The sequence below is a fragment of the Microbacterium sp. NPDC078428 genome, from assembly GCF_044542535.1.
Classification (GTDB): domain Bacteria; phylum Actinomycetota; class Actinomycetes; order Actinomycetales; family Microbacteriaceae; genus Microbacterium; species Microbacterium limosum.
The window spans coordinates 55,443-72,638 of record NZ_JBITUP010000009.1; the positions used below are offsets into that span (position 1 = coordinate 55,443).

Here is a 17,196-nt window from a genome sequence, read left to right on the forward strand (position 1 = left end):
GCGAACCCGTCCGCTGGGTGAGAGTATTGGCGGCGTGACGGAGCGGCTCGGTCTTGAGATGATCAACAAGACGGACGCCATCCTGACAGCGCTGGATCAGCATGGGGAGCTCACCGCTCCTCGCGTGGCGGAGCTCGTAGGCGAGCCTGTGAGCTCTACCTATCGGCTACTGACGTCACTGACCGCAATCGGGTGGGTCGACAAAGGCTCGCGCCGCGGCCTTTTCCGTATCGGCCTCTTCTGTATGGGGATCGGCGGACTCGTGGAAGACCGCATCGATATCCGTGAAGCGGCGCTCCCCTCGATGCACGATCTGATCCGCACGACAGGGCACACCACATATCTGTGCGTCCGTCGCGACGACCGGGCGGTCTGCATCGAACGATTGAACGGCCGCGAGGTGCGCTCGCTCGCGATGCGATTGGGCGACTCGCTGCCGCTGTATGTCGGCGCGGCACCGAAGGCCCTCTTCGCCTTCCTGCCGCGCAGCGAGCGGGACGCGCTCGTGGAACGGTGCGTCGGTCCGGGGTCCCCGTGGGGGGATGTGCCCTCGCGCGAGGCGCTCGTGCAGATGACCGACGAGACGCGAGAACGCGGCTACTCGATCTCCGATGGCGATGTGACCCCTGGGATCGCCGCACTCGGCGCGCCCCTGTTCAATCATCGTGGAGAGCTCGAGGCCTCCATCTCGATCAGCAGCTGGCGTCAGCCCATCCTGGCCGAGCCCGACAGGATGGCGGCAGAGGTGACCGCCGCGGCCGAGCGCATCAGCCGGGCGCTGGGGTTCGAAGCGGGGAGGGTGAGCGCGTGAGCGGTGCCACGCCGATCAAGGTGCTCGCGAACGCTTCCACCCTCATCGAGACTCTCGGGGCGGAGGGTCCGCAGACTCCGGCCGAGATCGCGGCGCGCATAGGCATTCCCCGATCGAGCGTCTACCGCCTGGTCGAGGGACTCGAGGCGATCGCGATGGTCGAGACGCTGGAGGACACCCGCGTGCGTCTGAGCGCGCGCTGGCTCCACCTCGCCGACTCCGCGCGGACGTCGATGGGCGAGTGGTCCGAGACGGGCCAGGTCCTGGAGGGCCTGGTCGCCACGACCGGACTGACGGCCTACCTCTCCGTTCGACGGGGCGGTCGCGCGGTGTGCGTCGACTGGCGTCAGGGGAGAGGCATCGCGCTGATGTCGCTGAAGCCGGGACTGTCGCTTCCGCTGAACGCGGGCGCCGCCGGCCGGGTGCTGCTCGCCTTCGGCGATCACGAGGGTGTTCTGGACGACCCGGCGATGCGGCCAGCCCTCACCGACCTCACGATCGTCGATCGTGAGGAGCTCGCGGCCGATATCGAGCTGACGCGATCGCGCGGCTTTGTGCTGTCCGAGGAGGACGTCACGAAAGGAATCGGTGCCCTCGGCATGCCGGTTCACGATCGTCGGGGCCAGCTTCGCGGAGCAATCTCCCTGGCGGGGATCGTCGCGGAGATCCGGGCGGAGCAGAACGAGTTGCTCGATGAGCTGCGCGCGGCGATCGCGGCAGTCTCTGCCTCTCTCGCTGTCGCGGAGTGAATTGCTACCAAATGGACACTCTGTCCGTTAGCCGGGATGTTGGTGGCCGTACTTCACCGTGTCGGGCTGGGTTGTCCATTCTGCCGCCTTACAGTAAATATCACTTGCCGGACTACTTGTCTGTGCTGTAGGAATAGTGGAGCATGTGAGGCGGACACAACAGCACGATCCCGATACCGCCCTCACGAACATCATGGCTACGCGCACTACACAAGGAGGTCGTTGTGCACATAAGCAAGACGCGAAAGGTGGCGCTCATCGCGGGCGTCGCGGTGGCGGCGTTCGCCCTCCAGGGCTGCGCGTCAGGGGGTCCGGACGGAGAGGGCGACGCCTCGTCGTACCCGGGTGGGCCGATCAACTACGTCGTCCCCTACAACCCCGGCGGCTCCACCGACCCGGTCGGCCGCGAGTTCTCACGCCTGCTGGCCGAAGAACTGGGCACGACCGCCGTCGTGGAGAACCTGCCCGGGGGTGACGAGACCATCGGACTCACCGCCGTCATGCGTAGCCCCGCCGACGGGCAGTCGATGGGGCTCAGCTCCGCCACGGGAATCATCGTCCAGCCGCTCGTCAACGAGTCGCTGCCCTTCCAAGGACCGGACGACTACACAGCCGTGGTGAAGATGGTCGAAGCTCCCAACGCCATCTTCGTGGCCGCAGACTCGCCGCTGCAGACCTTCGACGACTTCGTGGATGCTGCCACCGCCGATCCCGGCGGGATGTCAGTAGGCACGACCGGTCGACTCACCAACAACACATTTGTGCTCGTCTCGATCGAAGATCAGCTCGGCATCGACCTCAACATCGTCCCCTTCTCGGGCGGCGCCGGTGAAGCGGTGCTGGCCACCCTCAGCGGAGAGGTTGACGCGGTCATCCCCACAGCAGCCGGACAGCTCGGTCTCGTGGAGTCGGGCGAACTGCGTCCCCTGGTGCACACTGGCCCCGCGGAGTACGACGAGGTCCTCCCGGGGGCGGTGAGCTTCACGTCGCTGGAGCTGGACGTGCCGTTCTCATCCGACTACGTCACCGTAGCGGCGCCGGGCCTCCCGGAAGACGTCCAGGAGCGTCTCGTCGAGGCGGCATACGCCGTAGCCTCGAGCGAGGAATGGGCCGAATGGTGCGCCGGGGTCGGATTCCTCTCCGACCCGATGATGGGTGAAGAGCTTGACGAGTGGATCGCCGCGGTGACTGAGGCGAGCCGCGAAGCCATCGCGCTCGTGGAGGCCACCGAGTAAGCACCGCGAAACGCGAGGTCCGGCCGAGGCGTCACCGCCGAAGCCGGACCTCCGAGCTTCTGGACCGGTACCGGCCCGCCCTCCACCCCACCGTCCCTCCCATCGAACAGAGGAGTTCTCATGGCGCTCGTGCCCTACGTCGACCCCGCGGATGTTCCTGACGACCTCAGCGCGGCGTTCAGCCGCCCGATCAATCTCCTCCGAGCTCTCGTGAACTCCCCGGGAGCATTCCGCCAGTTCCATCCGTTCGGCGAGTGGATCCGGTGGCAGTGCGAACTCGACCCGCGGCAGCGTGAACTGCTGATCCTCGCGGTCGGATACCTCGCCTGCTCGCCCTACGAGTACAGCCATCACATCGCCCTGAGCGCCCAGTTCGGCGTGACGGATGCCGACATCGCGGCGCTCGTCGACCACCTGGAGGGGCATCCCTCCGATCTCGGCGATCAGGAACGGCTGCTGATCGATGCGGCGCGAGAGCTCACAGAAGACCGTCGACTCTCGGACCGGACAGCTGCCGCGCTCGGGGCGCACTACAACGACTCCCGGCTGGTGGACATCGTTGTCGTCGCGTCGTTCTACAACATGGTCGTGCGGGTGCTCGGCGGGCTCCGAATCGACAACGAGCCCGAGTACGACGGCCACCTCGACCGCTTCCCCTTGACCAACGGCGCTCGCGGCGTTGGTTGAGCGGGTCGACGGAGCCCACCGACGACACTTCCCGGCATGAAGGAGGAGCGATGACGCTCGACGAGCAGACGGCGAATGAGGCCGAGCCCCGCTCGGCATTGCAGGATCCCCAGCGGCGCGGGCGCCTCATCATCGGCGCCTTGAGCCTGCTGGTCGGTTCCGCCTATACCTGGCAGGCCTTCCTCATGCCTCAGGGAACGGCCAACCAGCCCGGAGCAGGCCTCTGGCCGAGCGTGGTCGGAGTGGCGTGGATCGTGATTTCGATCATCGTGATCATCGAGGCCGCGGTCAGCACGCAGGTCGGCGGCGATGTCGACTTGCCCACGGGGCGACAGCGCCGCGACGTCATCGGATTCTACGTGATGACGGCGCTGTTCGCCGTCGCCATACCGATTCTCGGCATCTACCTGGCTTCGGCGGCGTACACCATCGGTCTCATCAAGCTCACCAGCTCTCTGTCGTGGTGGAGGTCGACCCTCTCCGGAGCGATCATCGGCGTCGCGATCCCCGCGCTGTTCATCGTCGTCCTCCAGATCCCCCTCCCGCTCGGCTTCCTCGGCGCCATCTTCTAAGGGCTGATCATGGATCCCATCGACGGCTTCCTCAGCGGGCTCGCACTCGCTCTCTCGCCCGAACTGCTCATGGCAGCGCTCATCGCCGCCTTCATCGGCACCCTGATCGGCGTGCTCCCCGGGCTCGGACCCGTTGCCGGCGCCGCGATTGTGCTGCCGCTGACGTTCGCGTTCGAACCGGCAGTCGGACTGATCCTCATCGCAGGCATCTATCTGGGCGCTCAGTACGGCGGATCGACCTCGTCCATCCTGCTCAACATCCCGGGCGACGCTTCAGCGGTCGTCGCCACCTTCGACGGTCATCCGATGGCCAAGAAGGGGCGCGCCGGCGCGGCCCTCGCGCTCGTGGCGATCGGGTCGTTCATCTCCGGCACCATCGGGCTCACGATCGTCGTCCTGTCGGCGACTACGGTGTCACAGTTCGCCCTCGAGTTCGGCTCGGCCGAGTTCTTCGCCCTCACCGCCGGAGGCCTCCTCGCCCTCGCCCGCATCTCGGGCGGCAGCATCGGCGGCGGCCTCCTTCCGATGATCCTCGGCATCGCCGTGGCAACCGTCGGGATGGAGATGGCCACGAGCTACCAGCGCTTCACCTTCGGCAACCTCGATCTCTCGCTCGGCCTCAGCATCGCTGTTGTGGCGGTGGGCCTCTATGGCATCTCCGAGATGATGTACCTGCTCGAAGAGCGCGACCCGGAGAAGCGGCTCCAGCGCATCCGGATGCGCGAGCTCGTGCCGACCCGCACGGAGTTCCGTCGGGCGCTGGCGCCGTGGGGGAGGGGATCCTTCCTCGGATTCTTCTTCGGTCTGCTGCCCGTGCCCTCGGCGACGCTCTCCACCTTCACCTCCTATCGGCTGGAGAAGTCGATCTCGCGTCGCAAGGACGAGTTCGGCAAGGGCGCGGTGGAAGGGCTCACCGGCCCCGAGGCGGCGAACAACTCGGCGGCGATCGGAAGTATCGTGCCGGTGCTCCTCCTCGGGCTCCCCTTCTCGGCCACGCTCGCGCTCATGATCTCAGCGATGGTCGTCCAGGGCATCCAGCCCGGTCCGCTCATCCTCGAGCAGCGTCCCGAGCTCTTCTGGTCGGTGCTCGCCGCGCTGGGAATCGCCAACCTCATGCTCTTGGTGCTGAACCTGCCGATGATCGGCGTGTGGGTGCGTGTGCTGCAGATCCGCCGGCACTACCTGGTGCCGGTGATCGTGGTCGTGGCCGCCATCGGCGCCTTCAGCGTCAGCAACAACATGATCAACATCTACCTGATGGTGGCCATCGGCATCGTCGGCTATGTGCTCCGCAAGTTCAACTTCAGCCTCGCCTCGATGCTGATCGGCGTGGTGCTCGGTCCCCTCATCGAGAAGTACTACATGCAAGTCATGTTCATCTCGAGGGGAGACCCAATCGCCTTCGTCGCATCCCCGATCGCCGCCGCCATCTGGACGGTCGTGGGCGTCGTGATCATCGGAGGATTCTTCTGGCCCCTCATCCGTCGCGCCCGCGCGATGCGACGCGGCGAAAAGGTGTCGGCGATCGCCGCAGAGGACAACGACTGACCGGGCATCCGCTCGATGAAAGGACGGCATGACATGGGCCGACTCGACAACAAAGTGTGTGTGGTCACGGGAGCGGGCTCCCGCGGGCCGGGCTGGGGCAACGGCAAGGCGGTCGCGGTGCTCTTCGCTCGCGAAGGCGCGACCGTGGTGCTCAACGACCGCGACGCAGATGCGGTGGCGGAGACCGCGGCGATCATCGACTCGGAAGGCGGCACCGCGTCGACCGTGATCGGCGATCTCACCGATGCGGCGGTGGCCGAACGGCTCTCCACCCACGCGGTCGAGAACCACGGCCGACTCGACGTGCTCCACAACAATGTCGGCATCGAGGGTGCCGGTTCCGTCGTGGACATGACCGAGGAGCTTTGGGACCGGGTCATGGCCGTCAACGTGAAGTCGATGGCGCTCGCATGCAAGTACGCGGTGCCGGCGATGGCGGCCTCCGGCGGCGGGAGCATCGTCAACATCTCGTCGATCTCGGCACTGAGACCTCGCGGGCTGACGCCGTACTCGGCCTCCAAAGGTGCCGTCATCGCCCTCACCCGTGCGATGGCGGTGGACCATGCCGTCGAAGGCATACGCGTGAACTGCGTGGCTCCTGGACCGGTCTACACGCCTCACGTCAACTCCAAAGGGATGGATGAGCATACGCGGGAGCGGCGACGAAACGCCTCACTCCTGAAGATCGAGGGCACTGCCTGGGACGTCGCCTACGCGTCGCTCTTCTTCGCGTCGGATGAGGCGCGCTACATCACGGGCGTGACGATGCCGGTCGACGGCGGGGTGACGAGTACCAGTGCTGCCCGCTGACGCATCGCCCGCCGCGCCATCTCGACGTTTCCGGGTCGTCGTGCTCGACGATTACGCACACTCCGCGCTGTCGCTGGCCGACTGGGGTCGCATCGGCGATGACCTCGACCTGGTCGTCGTGTCCGAACACGTCGGCGACGAGGAAGCGGTGCACGAACTCCTCCGGGGCGCCGACGCCGTGGTGGCGATGCGCGAGCGCACGCCGCTGCCGCGTCGGCTTCTGACCCGCTTGCCGAGGCTTCGTCTGATCGTGACGACCGGTGCTCGCAACGCCTCCATCGACCCGCCGCCCGGGGTCGTCTTCTGCGGCACGCGTTCGCTCACCTCGCCCACCGTGGAGCTGACCTGGGCGCTGATCCTCGCCGCGCGGCGGCATCTGCTCTCCGAGGTCGAGCGCCTGCGCGGCGGCGGCTGGCAGGCGACCCTGGGCGAAGGACTCGAAGGCGCGAGCATCGGCATCGTCGGACTCGGCAGCATCGGCCGACGTGTGGGGCGTGTGGCATCCGCCTTCGGTATGCGGACCCTCGCGTGGAGCGCGAATCTCACACCGGAGGCGGCCGCCGAGGAGGGCGCCGAGTACGCCCCCTTGGACGAGCTGTGCGCCCGGGCGGAAATCGTCTCGGTGCACACGCGGCTGAGCGATCGGACCCGACGGCTCATTGGCGTCTCTCAGATCGAGGCGATCGGGCCGAGCGGACTCCTAGTCAACACGTCTCGGGCCGAGATCGTCGACCAGCAGGCCATGATCGATGCCCTTCACGCGGGCCGTCTCGGCGGGGTTGCGCTCGATGTCTTCGAGGCCGAGCCGCTCGCGGAGGGCGACGCGCTGCGGGACGCCCCGCGGACGTTGCTCAGCCCTCATCTCGGCTACGTCGTCCGCGCCAACTTCGAGCTCTTCTACACCGACGCGGTGGAGGCGATCGTCGCCTACCGCGCCGGCGCCCCCATCCGCACCATCGAGTCGCAGGATGACGGGGTCACCCCTTCGGCACATGAGAGAGGAACAGCGTGAACGACAGGCGACGACTCGAGGACAAGGCGGCACTGATCGTGGGAGGCGGTCAGACCCCCGGCGTGACGGCAGGCAACGGTCGGGCGACGGCAGAGACGTTCGCTCGTGAGGGAGCCCGCCTGGTTGTGGCCGACCGTGATCTCGCTGCCGCCCAGGAGACGGTCGGTCTGATCGTCGCGGCAGGCGGCGACGCGATCGCCCTTCAAGCAGATGTGACCGACGAGGAGTCGGTTCACCGACTGGTCGCCGATGCGCATGACCACCTCGGCCGCATCGACATCCTCCACAACAACGTGGGCGTCTCCCTCGCCGGCGGCGACGCGATCGTCACCGACATCGACATGGCGGCGTTCGATCGGGTCACGGCGATCAACCTGCGCGGAATGGTCGCGACCTGCAAGCACGTGATCCCCCTCATGCGCGAGCAGGGCGGCGGCGTGATCCTCAGCATCGGGTCGCTCGCATCGCAGATCGACTATCCGTACATCGCCTACAAGACCTCCAAGGCGGGTGTCGTGGCCCTGATCGAGAACATCGCGATCCGTCATGCCGGAGACGGCATCCGGGCCAATGCAATCCTCCCGGGGCTCATCGAGACGCCGATGGCGATCGAGAACCGCGTGGGTCTGGGTGGTTCCACCCGTGAAGACGTCATCGCCGAGCGCAACCGGCACGTTCCGCTTCGTCACGAGATGGGCACGGCGTGGGATGTGGCGAACGCCGCCCTCTTCCTCGCCTCCGACGAGGCGAAGTTCATCACCGGCGTGGCGCTCACCGTCGACGGAGGGCAGACCCTTGCGGTGGGATGAGGGCGCCCGCATCCGCCCGTCCGGCGGGGAGAGTGCGCGATGAGTGCGACAGCGGCACAGATCGAGATCTACTGGATGCCCGGGTGCAGCAGCTGTCTGCGACTGAAGGAGTTCGTGGAGAAGACCGGAAAGCCCTACGTCGCCATCAACGTGGAGGCCGAACCGGCGAGGGCGGGAAAGCTCACCGAACGCGGGATGCGCGTACCCGCGCTGTGCGTCGGAGACCGTTGCGTGAACGGCGTTCATCTACCGACGGTGGCGGAGCTCATCGGCGTCGACTATGCGGAGCCCGACCGGCTGAGTCCCACCGAACTCGTCGAACGCTACCGGCGCGTGATCGAGGTGCTCCGGGCGGTGGTGCCCCAGATCACCCCTGACGTCGCCAAATTCGCCCTCCCCGGCCGGGAGCGCACCCTGATCGAGGTCGCCGGGCACGCGGGCTGCGTCATGCGGTACTTCCTCGGCAAGTATGACGACGACGACCATCCGAAGTTCTTCGACGACCTTGAGCCGCAGGGGATGGATGCCGCCGCGCTCGACGGGTTCATCGCCGAGACCGCCGCGTCGTTCGAGTCGTGGGCGGCGGAGGCCGCGGACGATCCGCTCGACACGGTCGTGCCGCTGTACTGGGGGCATCGACCGCTCCACGAGGGACTCGAGCGAGAGGTCTGGCACACGGCACAGCACACCCGGCAGGTGATCTTCATGCTCGAGCAGAGCGGTGTGACGCCGAACCATCGACTGTCGCCGGAAGACCTCGCGGGCCTTCCGCTGCCGGAGAGGGTGTTCGATTGAGCAGGGTGCCTGCCCTCACGGGCGCCGACTTCGACGACAAGGTGTCCTCCGAGCCGTTGGCGTTGGTGGACTTCTGGGCCGATTGGTGCTCCCCGTGTCACGCGATGAAGCCGGCTCTGGCCGAGCTCGCGCGTTCTCGTCCGGACGGTGTGGCCGTGTACGCCGTGGACGTCGTCGCCGAACCCGGCCTCGCCGAGCGCTTCGGCGTGATCTCCCTCCCCACCGTGATGCTGTTCCGGAGCGGGGCACCGGTCGCGCGCTCGGCCGGGGTCAAGCGCGAGGCGCATTTGCGCCGATTCGTCGCCCAGCACGCGGAGGATGCCGCGCTGTGACTGGGCCGGGGGGCGAGGACCCTCCGCGGCGTCCCGCCACGGCGGCGGCGCTGGTGTTCGCCGTGGCCGTCACGGGCCTGGGCGCGCTCCCGGTGTGGATGCTCTCCGCCTACGCTCCGGCCGTGCAGTCCGACCTCGGCTTCGACTCCCGCGCGCTCGGCCTCGCCATCGGCTGCTTCTTCGCGTTCTCGACGCTCACGGGGCTGCCGATGGGGCGTCTCGTGCAGCACCTGCAGTGGCGACGCGGCGTCGCGCTGACCGCGATCCTCGCCGGGATATCGCTGGCGACGATCGCCGTACTCGCCCAATCGATCGTCGCGCTCATCCTGCTCCTGTGCGTCGGCGCCATCGCCAACAGCACGTCACAGCCTGCGGGCAATCTCGCTATCGCGTCGAGCATCAGCGACCGGAAGCAGGGTCTCGCGTTCGGGGTCAAGCAGGCGGCGCTGCCGATCTCGACGTTCCTCATCGGGCTGTCGGTGCCCCTGTTCGGCGGCGGGCAGGATTGGCGGAGCGCCTACCTGTCCGCGGCGGGCATGGCCGCGGTGGTGCTCGTCGCCGCCGGTCTGCCGCGCGCGGGTCGAGCGTGGCGCGAGCGCGCGCACCTCCGGAAGCCGGTGCTCGGCCGTGCGCTGCGGCCGCCTCTCACGGTGAGCAGCATCGGGCCAGGGGTCGCGGTGCCGAGGGCGCTCGTCCTGCTCGCCGTGGGCGCCGGCTTCGGCACGGCTGTAACGATCTCGCTCGGCGGCTTCACGGTCAGCTACGCGACCGCTCAGGGGTTCAGTGCCGCCGAGGCCGGACAGCTGCTGGCGGTTGCGAGTGGGATCGGCATCCTCTCGCGTGTGCTCTCGGGCTATCTGGCCGACCGCCGTGGGCGGAGGCATCTGGTGGTCGTGGCGGCGATGATGGCCGCCGGAGCTGTGGGCATGGTCGTCCTTGCCTTCGCCGGATCCACCCTGGGCGGAATGCTCGTCGGGATCGCGCTCGCCTTCGGCCTCGGCTGGGCCTGGAACGGGGTGTTCCACCTCTCTGTGGTGCGGTACTCAAAGATCCCCGCGGCAGTGGCGACGAGTGTGGTTCAGACCGCGATGAGCTTCGGCGCCACATTCGGCCCCCCGCTGTTCGGAGTGGTCGCTGCGGCATCCTTTCCCGCTGCGTGGATGGCATCGGCGGCGGGACTGCTGCTCGCCGCGGCCTTCATCCTTCTCGGGCGCCGCGAATTGCGACGGCCGCGCGCTCAGTGACGCGCGGCCGTCGCAATTCGGTTCAGTGCGGGGAGAGGCCGTCGACCAGAGTGCGGACGGTGGCAGCGACGCGCGCGGACGACAGGCCGTACTTCTCGAGCAGGAAGTCGTTCGGTGCGGATTCCGTCCACGTGTCGTCGAGTCCGATCCGGAGGACCCGCCGGGGGGAGCGCTCCGAGACGATCTCGGCCACGAGGCCGCCCAGCCCTCCGAGGACTGAGTGGTCTTCGACGGTGACCACCAGCGGTACGTCGCCGAGGGCCGCGACGAGACCGTCCGCGTCGATCGGCTTGATGGTGGGTACGTGGATCACCCGGGCGCTCACGCCGCCCTCGGCGAGCTCACGGGCGGCGGCGTGGGTGCGTCCGGTCTGGATGCCGGTGGAGACCAGCGCGAGCTCGTCTCCCTCCTTCAGGGTGTGGACGCAGCCGAGCTCGAACCCGTGGTCCGGCCCGAAAACGTTCGGTTCGGCGTCGCGCGCCAGCCGCATGTACACGGGCCCATCGTGCGCGCACGCCCACCGGACCATGGCCGCGCACTCGACGGCGTCGGCGGGGGCGAGCAGCGTCATCCCCGGCATGGCCCGGATGATGGCGATGTCCTGGACGTCCTGGTGTGTCTTGCCGGTTGCGCCGGTGAGAAGGCCGGCGTAGGCGCCGGCGAGCTTGACGTTCGCGCCCGTCTGGGCCACCAGCATCCGCACCTGGTCGATCGCACGGTGGGTGAGAAACGGGGAGAAGGTGCTCGTCCAGGGGACCCAGCCCTCGGCGGCGAGCCCGGTCGCCACGCCGATGGCGTTCTGCTCGGCGATCCCGACCTCGATGAAGCGATCGGGTGCGCGATCGGCGACGATGTCGGCTCGGGTGGAGTTGGCGACGTCCGGGTCGACGACCAGGATCCGCTCGTTCTCCTCGGTCAGATCGGCGAGTGTATTGCCCCATGCTTCACGCATCGACAGCATCGGTTCGTCCCCTCGTTGCAGTGGTGAGTTCGGTGCGCGCCAGTGTCAGCTGCTCCGCGGTGGCCACGCCGGTGTGCCACTTGTGCTGGCCCTCGGCGAAAGACAGCCCGCGTCCCTTCACGGTGCGGGCGACGATCACCGTCGGCGCGGCGACGGCGGCCCGCTCTCCCGCTCCACGGAGGACGCGGTCGATGTCGGCGTAGTCGTGTCCGTCGCAGTGGAGCACGTTCCATCCGAAGGAGGCGAAGATGGCGCCGACGTCGAACCCCACCCACGGATCCTGGCGATCCGCGCGGCCGCGTCCGTCGGAAGGCCAGCCGTACTGCTGGAGGCCGTTCTGGTCGACGATGGCGATGAGGTGCCCGAGCTCGTACCGCGCTGCAGCATGAGCGGACTCCCAGATCATGCCCTCCTGGAGCTCACCGTCGCCGAGCATCACCCAGTGGCGGCTCTGCCGGCCGTCCATCCGTGCGCCCAGTGCGAAGCCGACGCCGACCGCAAGACCCTGACCGAGCGATCCCGTCGCGGTCTCGATGCCGGGGAGCTTTGTCGGGTCGGGGTGGCCCTGTAGCCGGGAGTTGCCCTTGTCGAACGTCGCGAGCTCGTCGACGGGGAGGTATCCGCGGAGCGCCATGACCGTGTAGAGCCCGATCGCCGAGTGCCCCTTGGAGAGGATGAAACGATCCCGTTCGGGCCAGTCGGGGCGCTGCGGATCGATGTTCATGTGTCGGAAGAAGAGCGCGGTCAGCAGATCCATCGCCGACAGGGGTCCGCCGACGTGGCCGGCCTTGCTCGCCGCGACGGTGCTCACGACGTGCAGTCGCGCTTCGTCGGCGATCCGCTGGAGGGCGTCGTCGTCCAGGACGGTGCGGTCGGTCGAGTGGGTCCGCTCAGGGTGCATCGTTGAATCCTCGGGAGTCGGGGTGCTACGAAAGGCTAAGATATCATGTAGTGAACAAATTGTCTGCTTGACGAGAATCAAGCAGAACCTACGGTGACCTTCGGCTGATCTCCGCGCTCGGCTGCCGCCAGCGCCTCGGCGTACTGGTCCAGCGAGAACGGCGTCCCGGTGATGAGATGGTGGGGAATCGCGCCTTCCTCGAGCATCGCCACCGCTGGTGGGAAGGAGAACCGCGTCGTCATGCTCCCCGCCACGCGCATCTCGCGGGCGAAGAGCTCGTACGGCGAGATTGAGACGAGGGCGTCGGGGCGTGCTACGCCGATCTGCAGAAATGAGCCGCCGCGGCCCACTCGGCCGAGCCCGTCGGAGATCGCCGGCGCCGCGCCCGTCGCGTCGACCACGATGTCGAAGCGCTCTTCCGCGAGACGGTCCGCCGCCGTCTGGGCCGCATCGACACCGATCTCTTGCGCCCGATCGAGCCGAGTGGTGTTGAGGTCGATGATCGACACGTCGGCCGCACCGAGCCGGCGCGCGACGACCGCGGCGAGCAGACCGACCGTTCCGGCGCCATAGACGAGAACCGATCCCGCAGCGGGTGAGGGGACGAGGTCGAAAGCGTGGATCACGCACGCGAGCGGCTCACCGAGCACCGCGGCGCCCGCAGGAACCTCGCTCGAGACCGCGTATAGATTCTGCGCCGGAACGACCAGCTGCTCCGTAGCGGCCCCGTCCTCGGTGACTCCGAACGCGCGTCGGCGCGTGCAGAGGTTGAAGGTGCCGCGCCGGCACTGGCGGCAGTCGTGACAGGGCAATCCCGGATCGAGGATCACGCGCGTGCCCGCGGTCAGGCTCTGGACCCCGGCGCCGATCTCCGCCACCACGCCGGTTGCTTCGTGCCCGGGCGTCACGGGGTAGCGGGCCGTCGGGAACGTGCCGTGCATCATATGGAGATCTGTCGCGCAGATGCCGATGCGATCGATGCGCACCGCTACTTCGCCTTCGCCCGGGTCCCGGGAATGCTCGTCGACCACACCAATGTCTCCCGGAGCCTCGAATCGCACGGATTTCATGGATATTCCCTTCAACGCATCCGGATGAACATAATCATCTAACGAACTATCTGTCCGTTGTGCAAGAATACGGTCACAGATTTCGACGACTCGACGAGGAGTGACGTGCGCGCCATCATCTACCGAGGCCCTGGAGCGCTCGAATTCGGCGAACGGGAAGCACCGGTCGCCCGCCCCGGTGAGGTCGTCGTAGAGGTGGCCTACGTCGGCATCTGCGGGTCGGATCTGCTGATGTGGGAGGGCGGTTTCGATCGCGTGCGGCCGCCCGTGACCATGGGGCACGAGTTCAGCGGCAGGGTGGTCGCGATCGGCGAAGGCGTGGAACTGCCGCTCGGTCAGCGGGTCGCCGTGATGCCCCTCATCTCATGCGGCCGCTGCGCGCCCTGCAGAGCGGGCCGGACCCACGTGTGCGAGACGCTGGGGCTCTACGGTATCGATCGCGACGGCGGGGCAGCCGAACTGGTGAGGGTTCCCGCCGCCTCTGTCTATGCCATCCCCGACTCGCTCGGCCTTCGCGAAGCCGCCCTCGTGGAGCCCACCGCCGTCGCGCATCACATGGTGAGGCGTGCCGCCATAGGTGCGGGCTCGCACGTGCTCGTGGTCGGCGGCGGTCCCATCGGGGCGTTGCTGGCTCTCGTCGGCATCGCGGTCGAGGCGGCATCCGTGCGGGTCAGTGAACCCAACCCCGACCGGCGCTCCCTCCTCGAAAGCCTCGGCATCTCAGTGATCGACCCGACGGGTCGCGAGATCTCCGAACTGGTGTCGGACATCCCCGATGGCCCTGATGTCGTCGTCGAGCTCACCGGGCTCGGTATCGGTCTCGACACCGCGCTGCGCGCGGCAGCGACCGGTGCCACCGTGCTCCTCGGAGGGCTCGCCCATGCGCCGCTGCCGGTGGCGACCTCGGTGGCTGTGTTCAAGGAGCTCCAACTCGTGGGCGCGCGGGTGTACGAGGCGGAGGACTTCGCGCAGGCCGTGTCGCTCCTCGCCGCCGGCGCGGTGCCCGGTGCGTCACTGATCACGCGCGTCGTACCGCTGGAGGACGCCGTCGACAACGCGTACGGACGACTTCGCACCTCACCGACCGACATGAAGATCCTCATCGAGGCGAACGGAGCTCCCGCATGAGCGACCCCAACGACCGCGCATTCGGCAGGATGGACGGCCGCGTCGCCCTCGTTACCGGGGCCAGCAGCGGCATCGGGGAGGCGATCGTCAGATCCTTCCTCGACGCGGGAGCCCGCGTGCACGCCGTCGCCCGCAGGGGGATGATGGTCGAGGATTCGGTGGGGCTGGAAGCGATCGAGGCGGGACGCGTGGTCGTGCACGCCCTCGACGTCGGCGACAAGGAGGCGATGCTCTCCCTCGGCGCCGAACTCGAACGCTCCGACCCCATCGACACCCTCGTCTGCGCGGCGGGCGTGAATGTCACCGCGCGCCGGATGGCCGAGCTCACCCCCGAGTCGTGGGAGCAGCTCGTCGACACGAACCTCCACGGCGTCTTCTTCTCGATCCGCGCCACGCTCGGGCAGATCCGGGAACGCGCCGGTGATGTCGTCGTCATCTCCAGCGTCACCGCCACCTGGCCCGACCACGCCGGGGGCGGCTATGGCGCCACCAAGTCGGGCGTGTTGGGGCTGGCCCGCGGGCTCAGCATCGACGAGCACATGAACGGCGTCCGCGTCACCTCGATCCTGCCCGGCATCGTCAACACCCCCATCCTCGACAAGCGGCCGATCCCGCCGTCCGACGAGCTTCGGGCGTGGTGCCTGCAGCCGGAGGATGTGGCGACGGCGACCCTGGTCGCGGTCACGATGCCCGCCCGAGCCAACGTCGCCGAGATGACCCTCGTCGCGACCCGCCTCCAGGCGCTCGGCAAGACGCAGCTCGCGAATCCCGAGTTGCCGGACGCGCTCCGAGCGAGTGCGAGCTGAGGTGAGCGCCGCCCTCCCCGCGCCCCGCATCGCGCTCAACGACGGCCACCGCATCCCACAGCTCGGGTTCGGGGTTTTCCAGGTGAGCCCCGACGAAGCCGAGCGCATCGTCGGCGAGGCTCTGGATGCCGGCTATCGGCACATCGACACCGCGATGATCTACGGCAACGAGGAGGGTGTGGGGCGGGCGATCGCTTCGCGAGACATCCCGCGGGATGAACTGTTCATCACCACGAAGCTCTTCCGGGGCGACCACGGCCACAACAACGCTCTCCGCGCGCTTCCGGCGAGCCTGGAGCGGTTGGGGCTCGACTACGTCGACCTGTACCTCATCCACTGGCCGGCGCCGGCGCGGAACGCCTACGTCGACTCGTGGCGGGCATTCGAACAGATGAGGAACGAGGGACTCGCTCGGTCGATCGGCGTCTGCAACTTCCTGCCCGAGCACTTGGCTCGTCTGCAGTCAGATGCCGAGACATTGCCCGCGGTCAATCAGATCGAGCTGCATCCGCTGTTCGCCCAACGCGACTTGCGCGCGTACCAGGAGCCACTCGGGATCGTTACCGAGTCCTGGGCGCCGCTCGGTCAGGGAAAGTATGTGCTCGATGAGCTTCCCGGCATCGCCGAGATCGCCCGCCGCCACGGCAAGAGCGCGGCGCAGGTGATTCTGGGGTGGCATCTTCAGCAGGGGCTCGTCGTCTTCCCGAAAACGGTGCGCCGCGAGCGGATGATCGAGAATGCCGACGTGTTCGACTTCGTGCTGGACGACGCCGAAATGGCTCAGCTCGCGCGGCTGGACTCGGGCACGCGGATCGGCGCGCACCCTCGCGAGCGGAATTGAGTGGTGCGTTACCCCGGGAGCGCGCACCTCGATCGACGTGCGCGTATCGGCGAACAGGAGAAACCGTGACCCTCAGCAACCACGACGACGACGCGTTCGCGCGTGGTGTGGCGATGCGCACCGCGGTGATGGGCGAGACACACGTGGTGCGAAGCGGCGGCACCGACAAAGATACGGCGACCGACCTGCAGCGATACGTGACCGAGTTCGGATGGGGAACCATCTGGCAGCGCGGGACACTCCCGCTCCCGGTGCGCAGCCTCCTCACGGTGGCGATGCTGATCGCGCTCGGCCGCCCGCATGAGCTCGCCGGGCACTTACGTGGCGCCCTCAACAACGGCTGCACGCCGGAGGAGCTCCGTGAGACCGTGATCCACGCCATCGCCTATTGCGGCTTCCCTGCCGCGATCGATGCCATGCGCATCCTCGACGGCATTCTCGCAGATGAGTGAGGCGCGCCCGCTCCGCACGTCCCGCCCGCCTCCCGGTCTCCCGGACTCGGATCGTCGCTGTGGGATCGGACGCGGGGCCGCCGCGCATCCGAATCCGGGTTAACCATCCGAGCCGTCTCACCGAGGAGGGAGGGCATCGCGCGCGGGCCCGATCGGGGGCCGAGTCGACCGATGAGGGCGACTCTGCCTGGACAATGCGGGCTGTCTGCCACCGAATCCTGAAAAACGATGAAGAAACCCCTTCGCGTATAAGCCATACGAGGTCTTCTAGGGGCTCCGACCGGCATCGATCCGGTGACCTTTCGAGTAAGAGTTCGGGACTATCAGAGGTTTCTGCGGGGTGACGTCCCCTGGGGTGGTGTAGTTCCTGGGCTCGAGTGTCACGTCGTTGACGTGGTGAGCCATCGTGCGATGGTCAGGTGAGAACCGACTA

Annotated in this window: 19 protein-coding genes; 16 read left to right on the forward strand and 3 right to left on the reverse strand. The window is 67.9% G+C overall.

Annotated elements, in window-relative coordinates; genetic code table 11:
* Positions 1 to 34 precede the first annotated feature (34 nt).
* The 12 genes from ACIGCK_RS14140 to ACIGCK_RS14195 all read left to right on the forward strand — a co-directional run bounded on the left by ACIGCK_RS14140 (position 35) and on the right by ACIGCK_RS14195 (position 10,604).
* The gene (locus ACIGCK_RS14140) at positions 35 to 811 is read left to right on the forward strand and encodes an IclR family transcriptional regulator (RefSeq protein ID WP_396666882.1); all 777 of its coding nucleotides are present in this window, start codon (positions 35 to 37) and stop codon (positions 809 to 811) included.
* On the forward strand, positions 808 to 1,560 hold the full coding sequence (locus ACIGCK_RS14145) for an IclR family transcriptional regulator (protein WP_396666883.1): 753 nt from the start codon (positions 808 to 810) through the stop codon (positions 1,558 to 1,560). The genes ACIGCK_RS14140 and ACIGCK_RS14145 overlap by 4 nt, the downstream gene beginning before the upstream one ends.
* Positions 1,561 to 1,808: 248 nt before the next feature.
* Positions 1,809 to 2,795 carry a Bug family tripartite tricarboxylate transporter substrate binding protein gene (locus ACIGCK_RS14150; RefSeq protein WP_396666884.1) on the forward strand — a complete coding sequence of 329 codons (987 nt, stop codon included), beginning with the start codon at positions 1,809 to 1,811 and terminating at the stop codon, positions 2,793 to 2,795.
* Between the two features lie 120 nt (positions 2,796 to 2,915).
* Positions 2,916 to 3,482, forward strand: a complete 567-nt coding sequence (locus ACIGCK_RS14155) for a carboxymuconolactone decarboxylase family protein (RefSeq protein ID WP_396666885.1) — start codon at positions 2,916 to 2,918, stop codon at positions 3,480 to 3,482.
* 50 nt (positions 3,483 to 3,532) lie between these two features.
* Positions 3,533 to 4,054 (forward strand): tripartite tricarboxylate transporter TctB family protein, encoded by a 522-nt coding sequence (locus tag ACIGCK_RS14160; protein WP_396666886.1) that lies wholly within the window; start codon positions 3,533 to 3,535, stop codon positions 4,052 to 4,054.
* A 9-nt stretch (positions 4,055 to 4,063) separates the two neighbouring features.
* Positions 4,064 to 5,602, forward strand: coding sequence for a tripartite tricarboxylate transporter permease (locus tag ACIGCK_RS14165; RefSeq protein WP_396666887.1), 1,539 nt, complete (start codon positions 4,064 to 4,066; stop codon positions 5,600 to 5,602).
* Between the two features lie 33 nt (positions 5,603 to 5,635).
* A complete protein-coding gene (locus ACIGCK_RS14170) occupies positions 5,636 to 6,412 on the forward strand; it encodes an SDR family NAD(P)-dependent oxidoreductase (RefSeq protein ID WP_396666888.1) in 777 nt (258 codons plus the stop codon).
* Positions 6,399 to 7,424, forward strand: coding sequence for a D-2-hydroxyacid dehydrogenase family protein (locus ACIGCK_RS14175; protein WP_396666889.1), 1,026 nt, complete (start codon positions 6,399 to 6,401; stop codon positions 7,422 to 7,424). Before ACIGCK_RS14170 ends, ACIGCK_RS14175 begins: the two co-directional genes overlap by 14 nt.
* Positions 7,421 to 8,233 (forward strand): SDR family NAD(P)-dependent oxidoreductase, encoded by an 813-nt coding sequence (locus ACIGCK_RS14180; RefSeq protein WP_396666890.1) that lies wholly within the window; start codon positions 7,421 to 7,423, stop codon positions 8,231 to 8,233. Before ACIGCK_RS14175 ends, ACIGCK_RS14180 begins: the two co-directional genes overlap by 4 nt.
* A gap of 39 nt (positions 8,234 to 8,272) precedes the next feature.
* Positions 8,273 to 9,028 (forward strand): DinB family protein, encoded by a 756-nt coding sequence (locus tag ACIGCK_RS14185; RefSeq protein ID WP_396666891.1) that lies wholly within the window; start codon positions 8,273 to 8,275, stop codon positions 9,026 to 9,028.
* A 5-nt stretch (positions 9,029 to 9,033) separates the two neighbouring features.
* Positions 9,034 to 9,360, forward strand: coding sequence for a thioredoxin family protein (locus tag ACIGCK_RS14190; protein ID WP_396666900.1), 327 nt, complete (start codon positions 9,034 to 9,036; stop codon positions 9,358 to 9,360).
* Positions 9,357 to 10,604: an MFS transporter gene (locus tag ACIGCK_RS14195; protein WP_396666892.1), complete on the forward strand. Its 1,248-nt coding sequence runs from the start codon at positions 9,357 to 9,359 to the stop codon at positions 10,602 to 10,604. The genes ACIGCK_RS14190 and ACIGCK_RS14195 overlap by 4 nt, the downstream gene beginning before the upstream one ends.
* 22 nt (positions 10,605 to 10,626) lie before the next feature.
* Here the strand turns inward: ACIGCK_RS14195 and ACIGCK_RS14200 are convergent, their stop codons facing one another.
* From ACIGCK_RS14200 to ACIGCK_RS14210, 3 genes are all read right to left on the reverse strand, one after another.
* Entirely contained in the window at positions 10,627 to 11,565 is a 939-nt protein-coding gene (locus ACIGCK_RS14200; RefSeq protein WP_396666893.1) for a transketolase family protein, read from the reverse strand.
* The gene (locus ACIGCK_RS14205; RefSeq protein WP_396666894.1) at positions 11,549 to 12,466 is read right to left on the reverse strand and encodes a transketolase; all 918 of its coding nucleotides are present in this window, start codon (positions 12,464 to 12,466) and stop codon (positions 11,549 to 11,551) included. Before ACIGCK_RS14205 ends, ACIGCK_RS14200 begins: the two co-directional genes overlap by 17 nt.
* Positions 12,467 to 12,543: 77 nt before the next feature.
* Complete coding sequence (locus ACIGCK_RS14210; RefSeq protein ID WP_396666895.1) at positions 12,544 to 13,536, reverse strand: alcohol dehydrogenase catalytic domain-containing protein; 993 nt, start codon at positions 13,534 to 13,536, stop codon at positions 12,544 to 12,546.
* Between the two features lie 105 nt (positions 13,537 to 13,641).
* On the opposite strand from ACIGCK_RS14210, the gene ACIGCK_RS14215 reads away from it, so the two are divergent.
* The 4 genes from ACIGCK_RS14215 (at position 13,642) to ACIGCK_RS14230 (ending at position 16,763) form a co-directional block, all read left to right on the forward strand.
* Entirely contained in the window at positions 13,642 to 14,664 is a 1,023-nt protein-coding gene (locus ACIGCK_RS14215; RefSeq protein ID WP_396666896.1) for a zinc-binding dehydrogenase, read from the forward strand.
* Positions 14,661 to 15,470 carry an SDR family oxidoreductase gene (locus ACIGCK_RS14220; protein WP_396666897.1) on the forward strand — a complete coding sequence of 270 codons (810 nt, stop codon included), beginning with the start codon at positions 14,661 to 14,663 and terminating at the stop codon, positions 15,468 to 15,470. The genes ACIGCK_RS14215 and ACIGCK_RS14220 overlap by 4 nt, the downstream gene beginning before the upstream one ends.
* A 1-nt stretch (position 15,471) precedes the next feature.
* Positions 15,472 to 16,311 (forward strand): aldo/keto reductase, encoded by an 840-nt coding sequence (locus ACIGCK_RS14225; RefSeq protein WP_396666898.1) that lies wholly within the window; start codon positions 15,472 to 15,474, stop codon positions 16,309 to 16,311.
* Positions 16,312 to 16,376: 65 nt separating this feature from the next.
* A complete protein-coding gene (locus ACIGCK_RS14230) occupies positions 16,377 to 16,763 on the forward strand; it encodes a carboxymuconolactone decarboxylase family protein (protein ID WP_396666899.1) in 387 nt (128 codons plus the stop codon).
* Positions 16,764 to 17,196 lie beyond the last annotated feature (433 nt).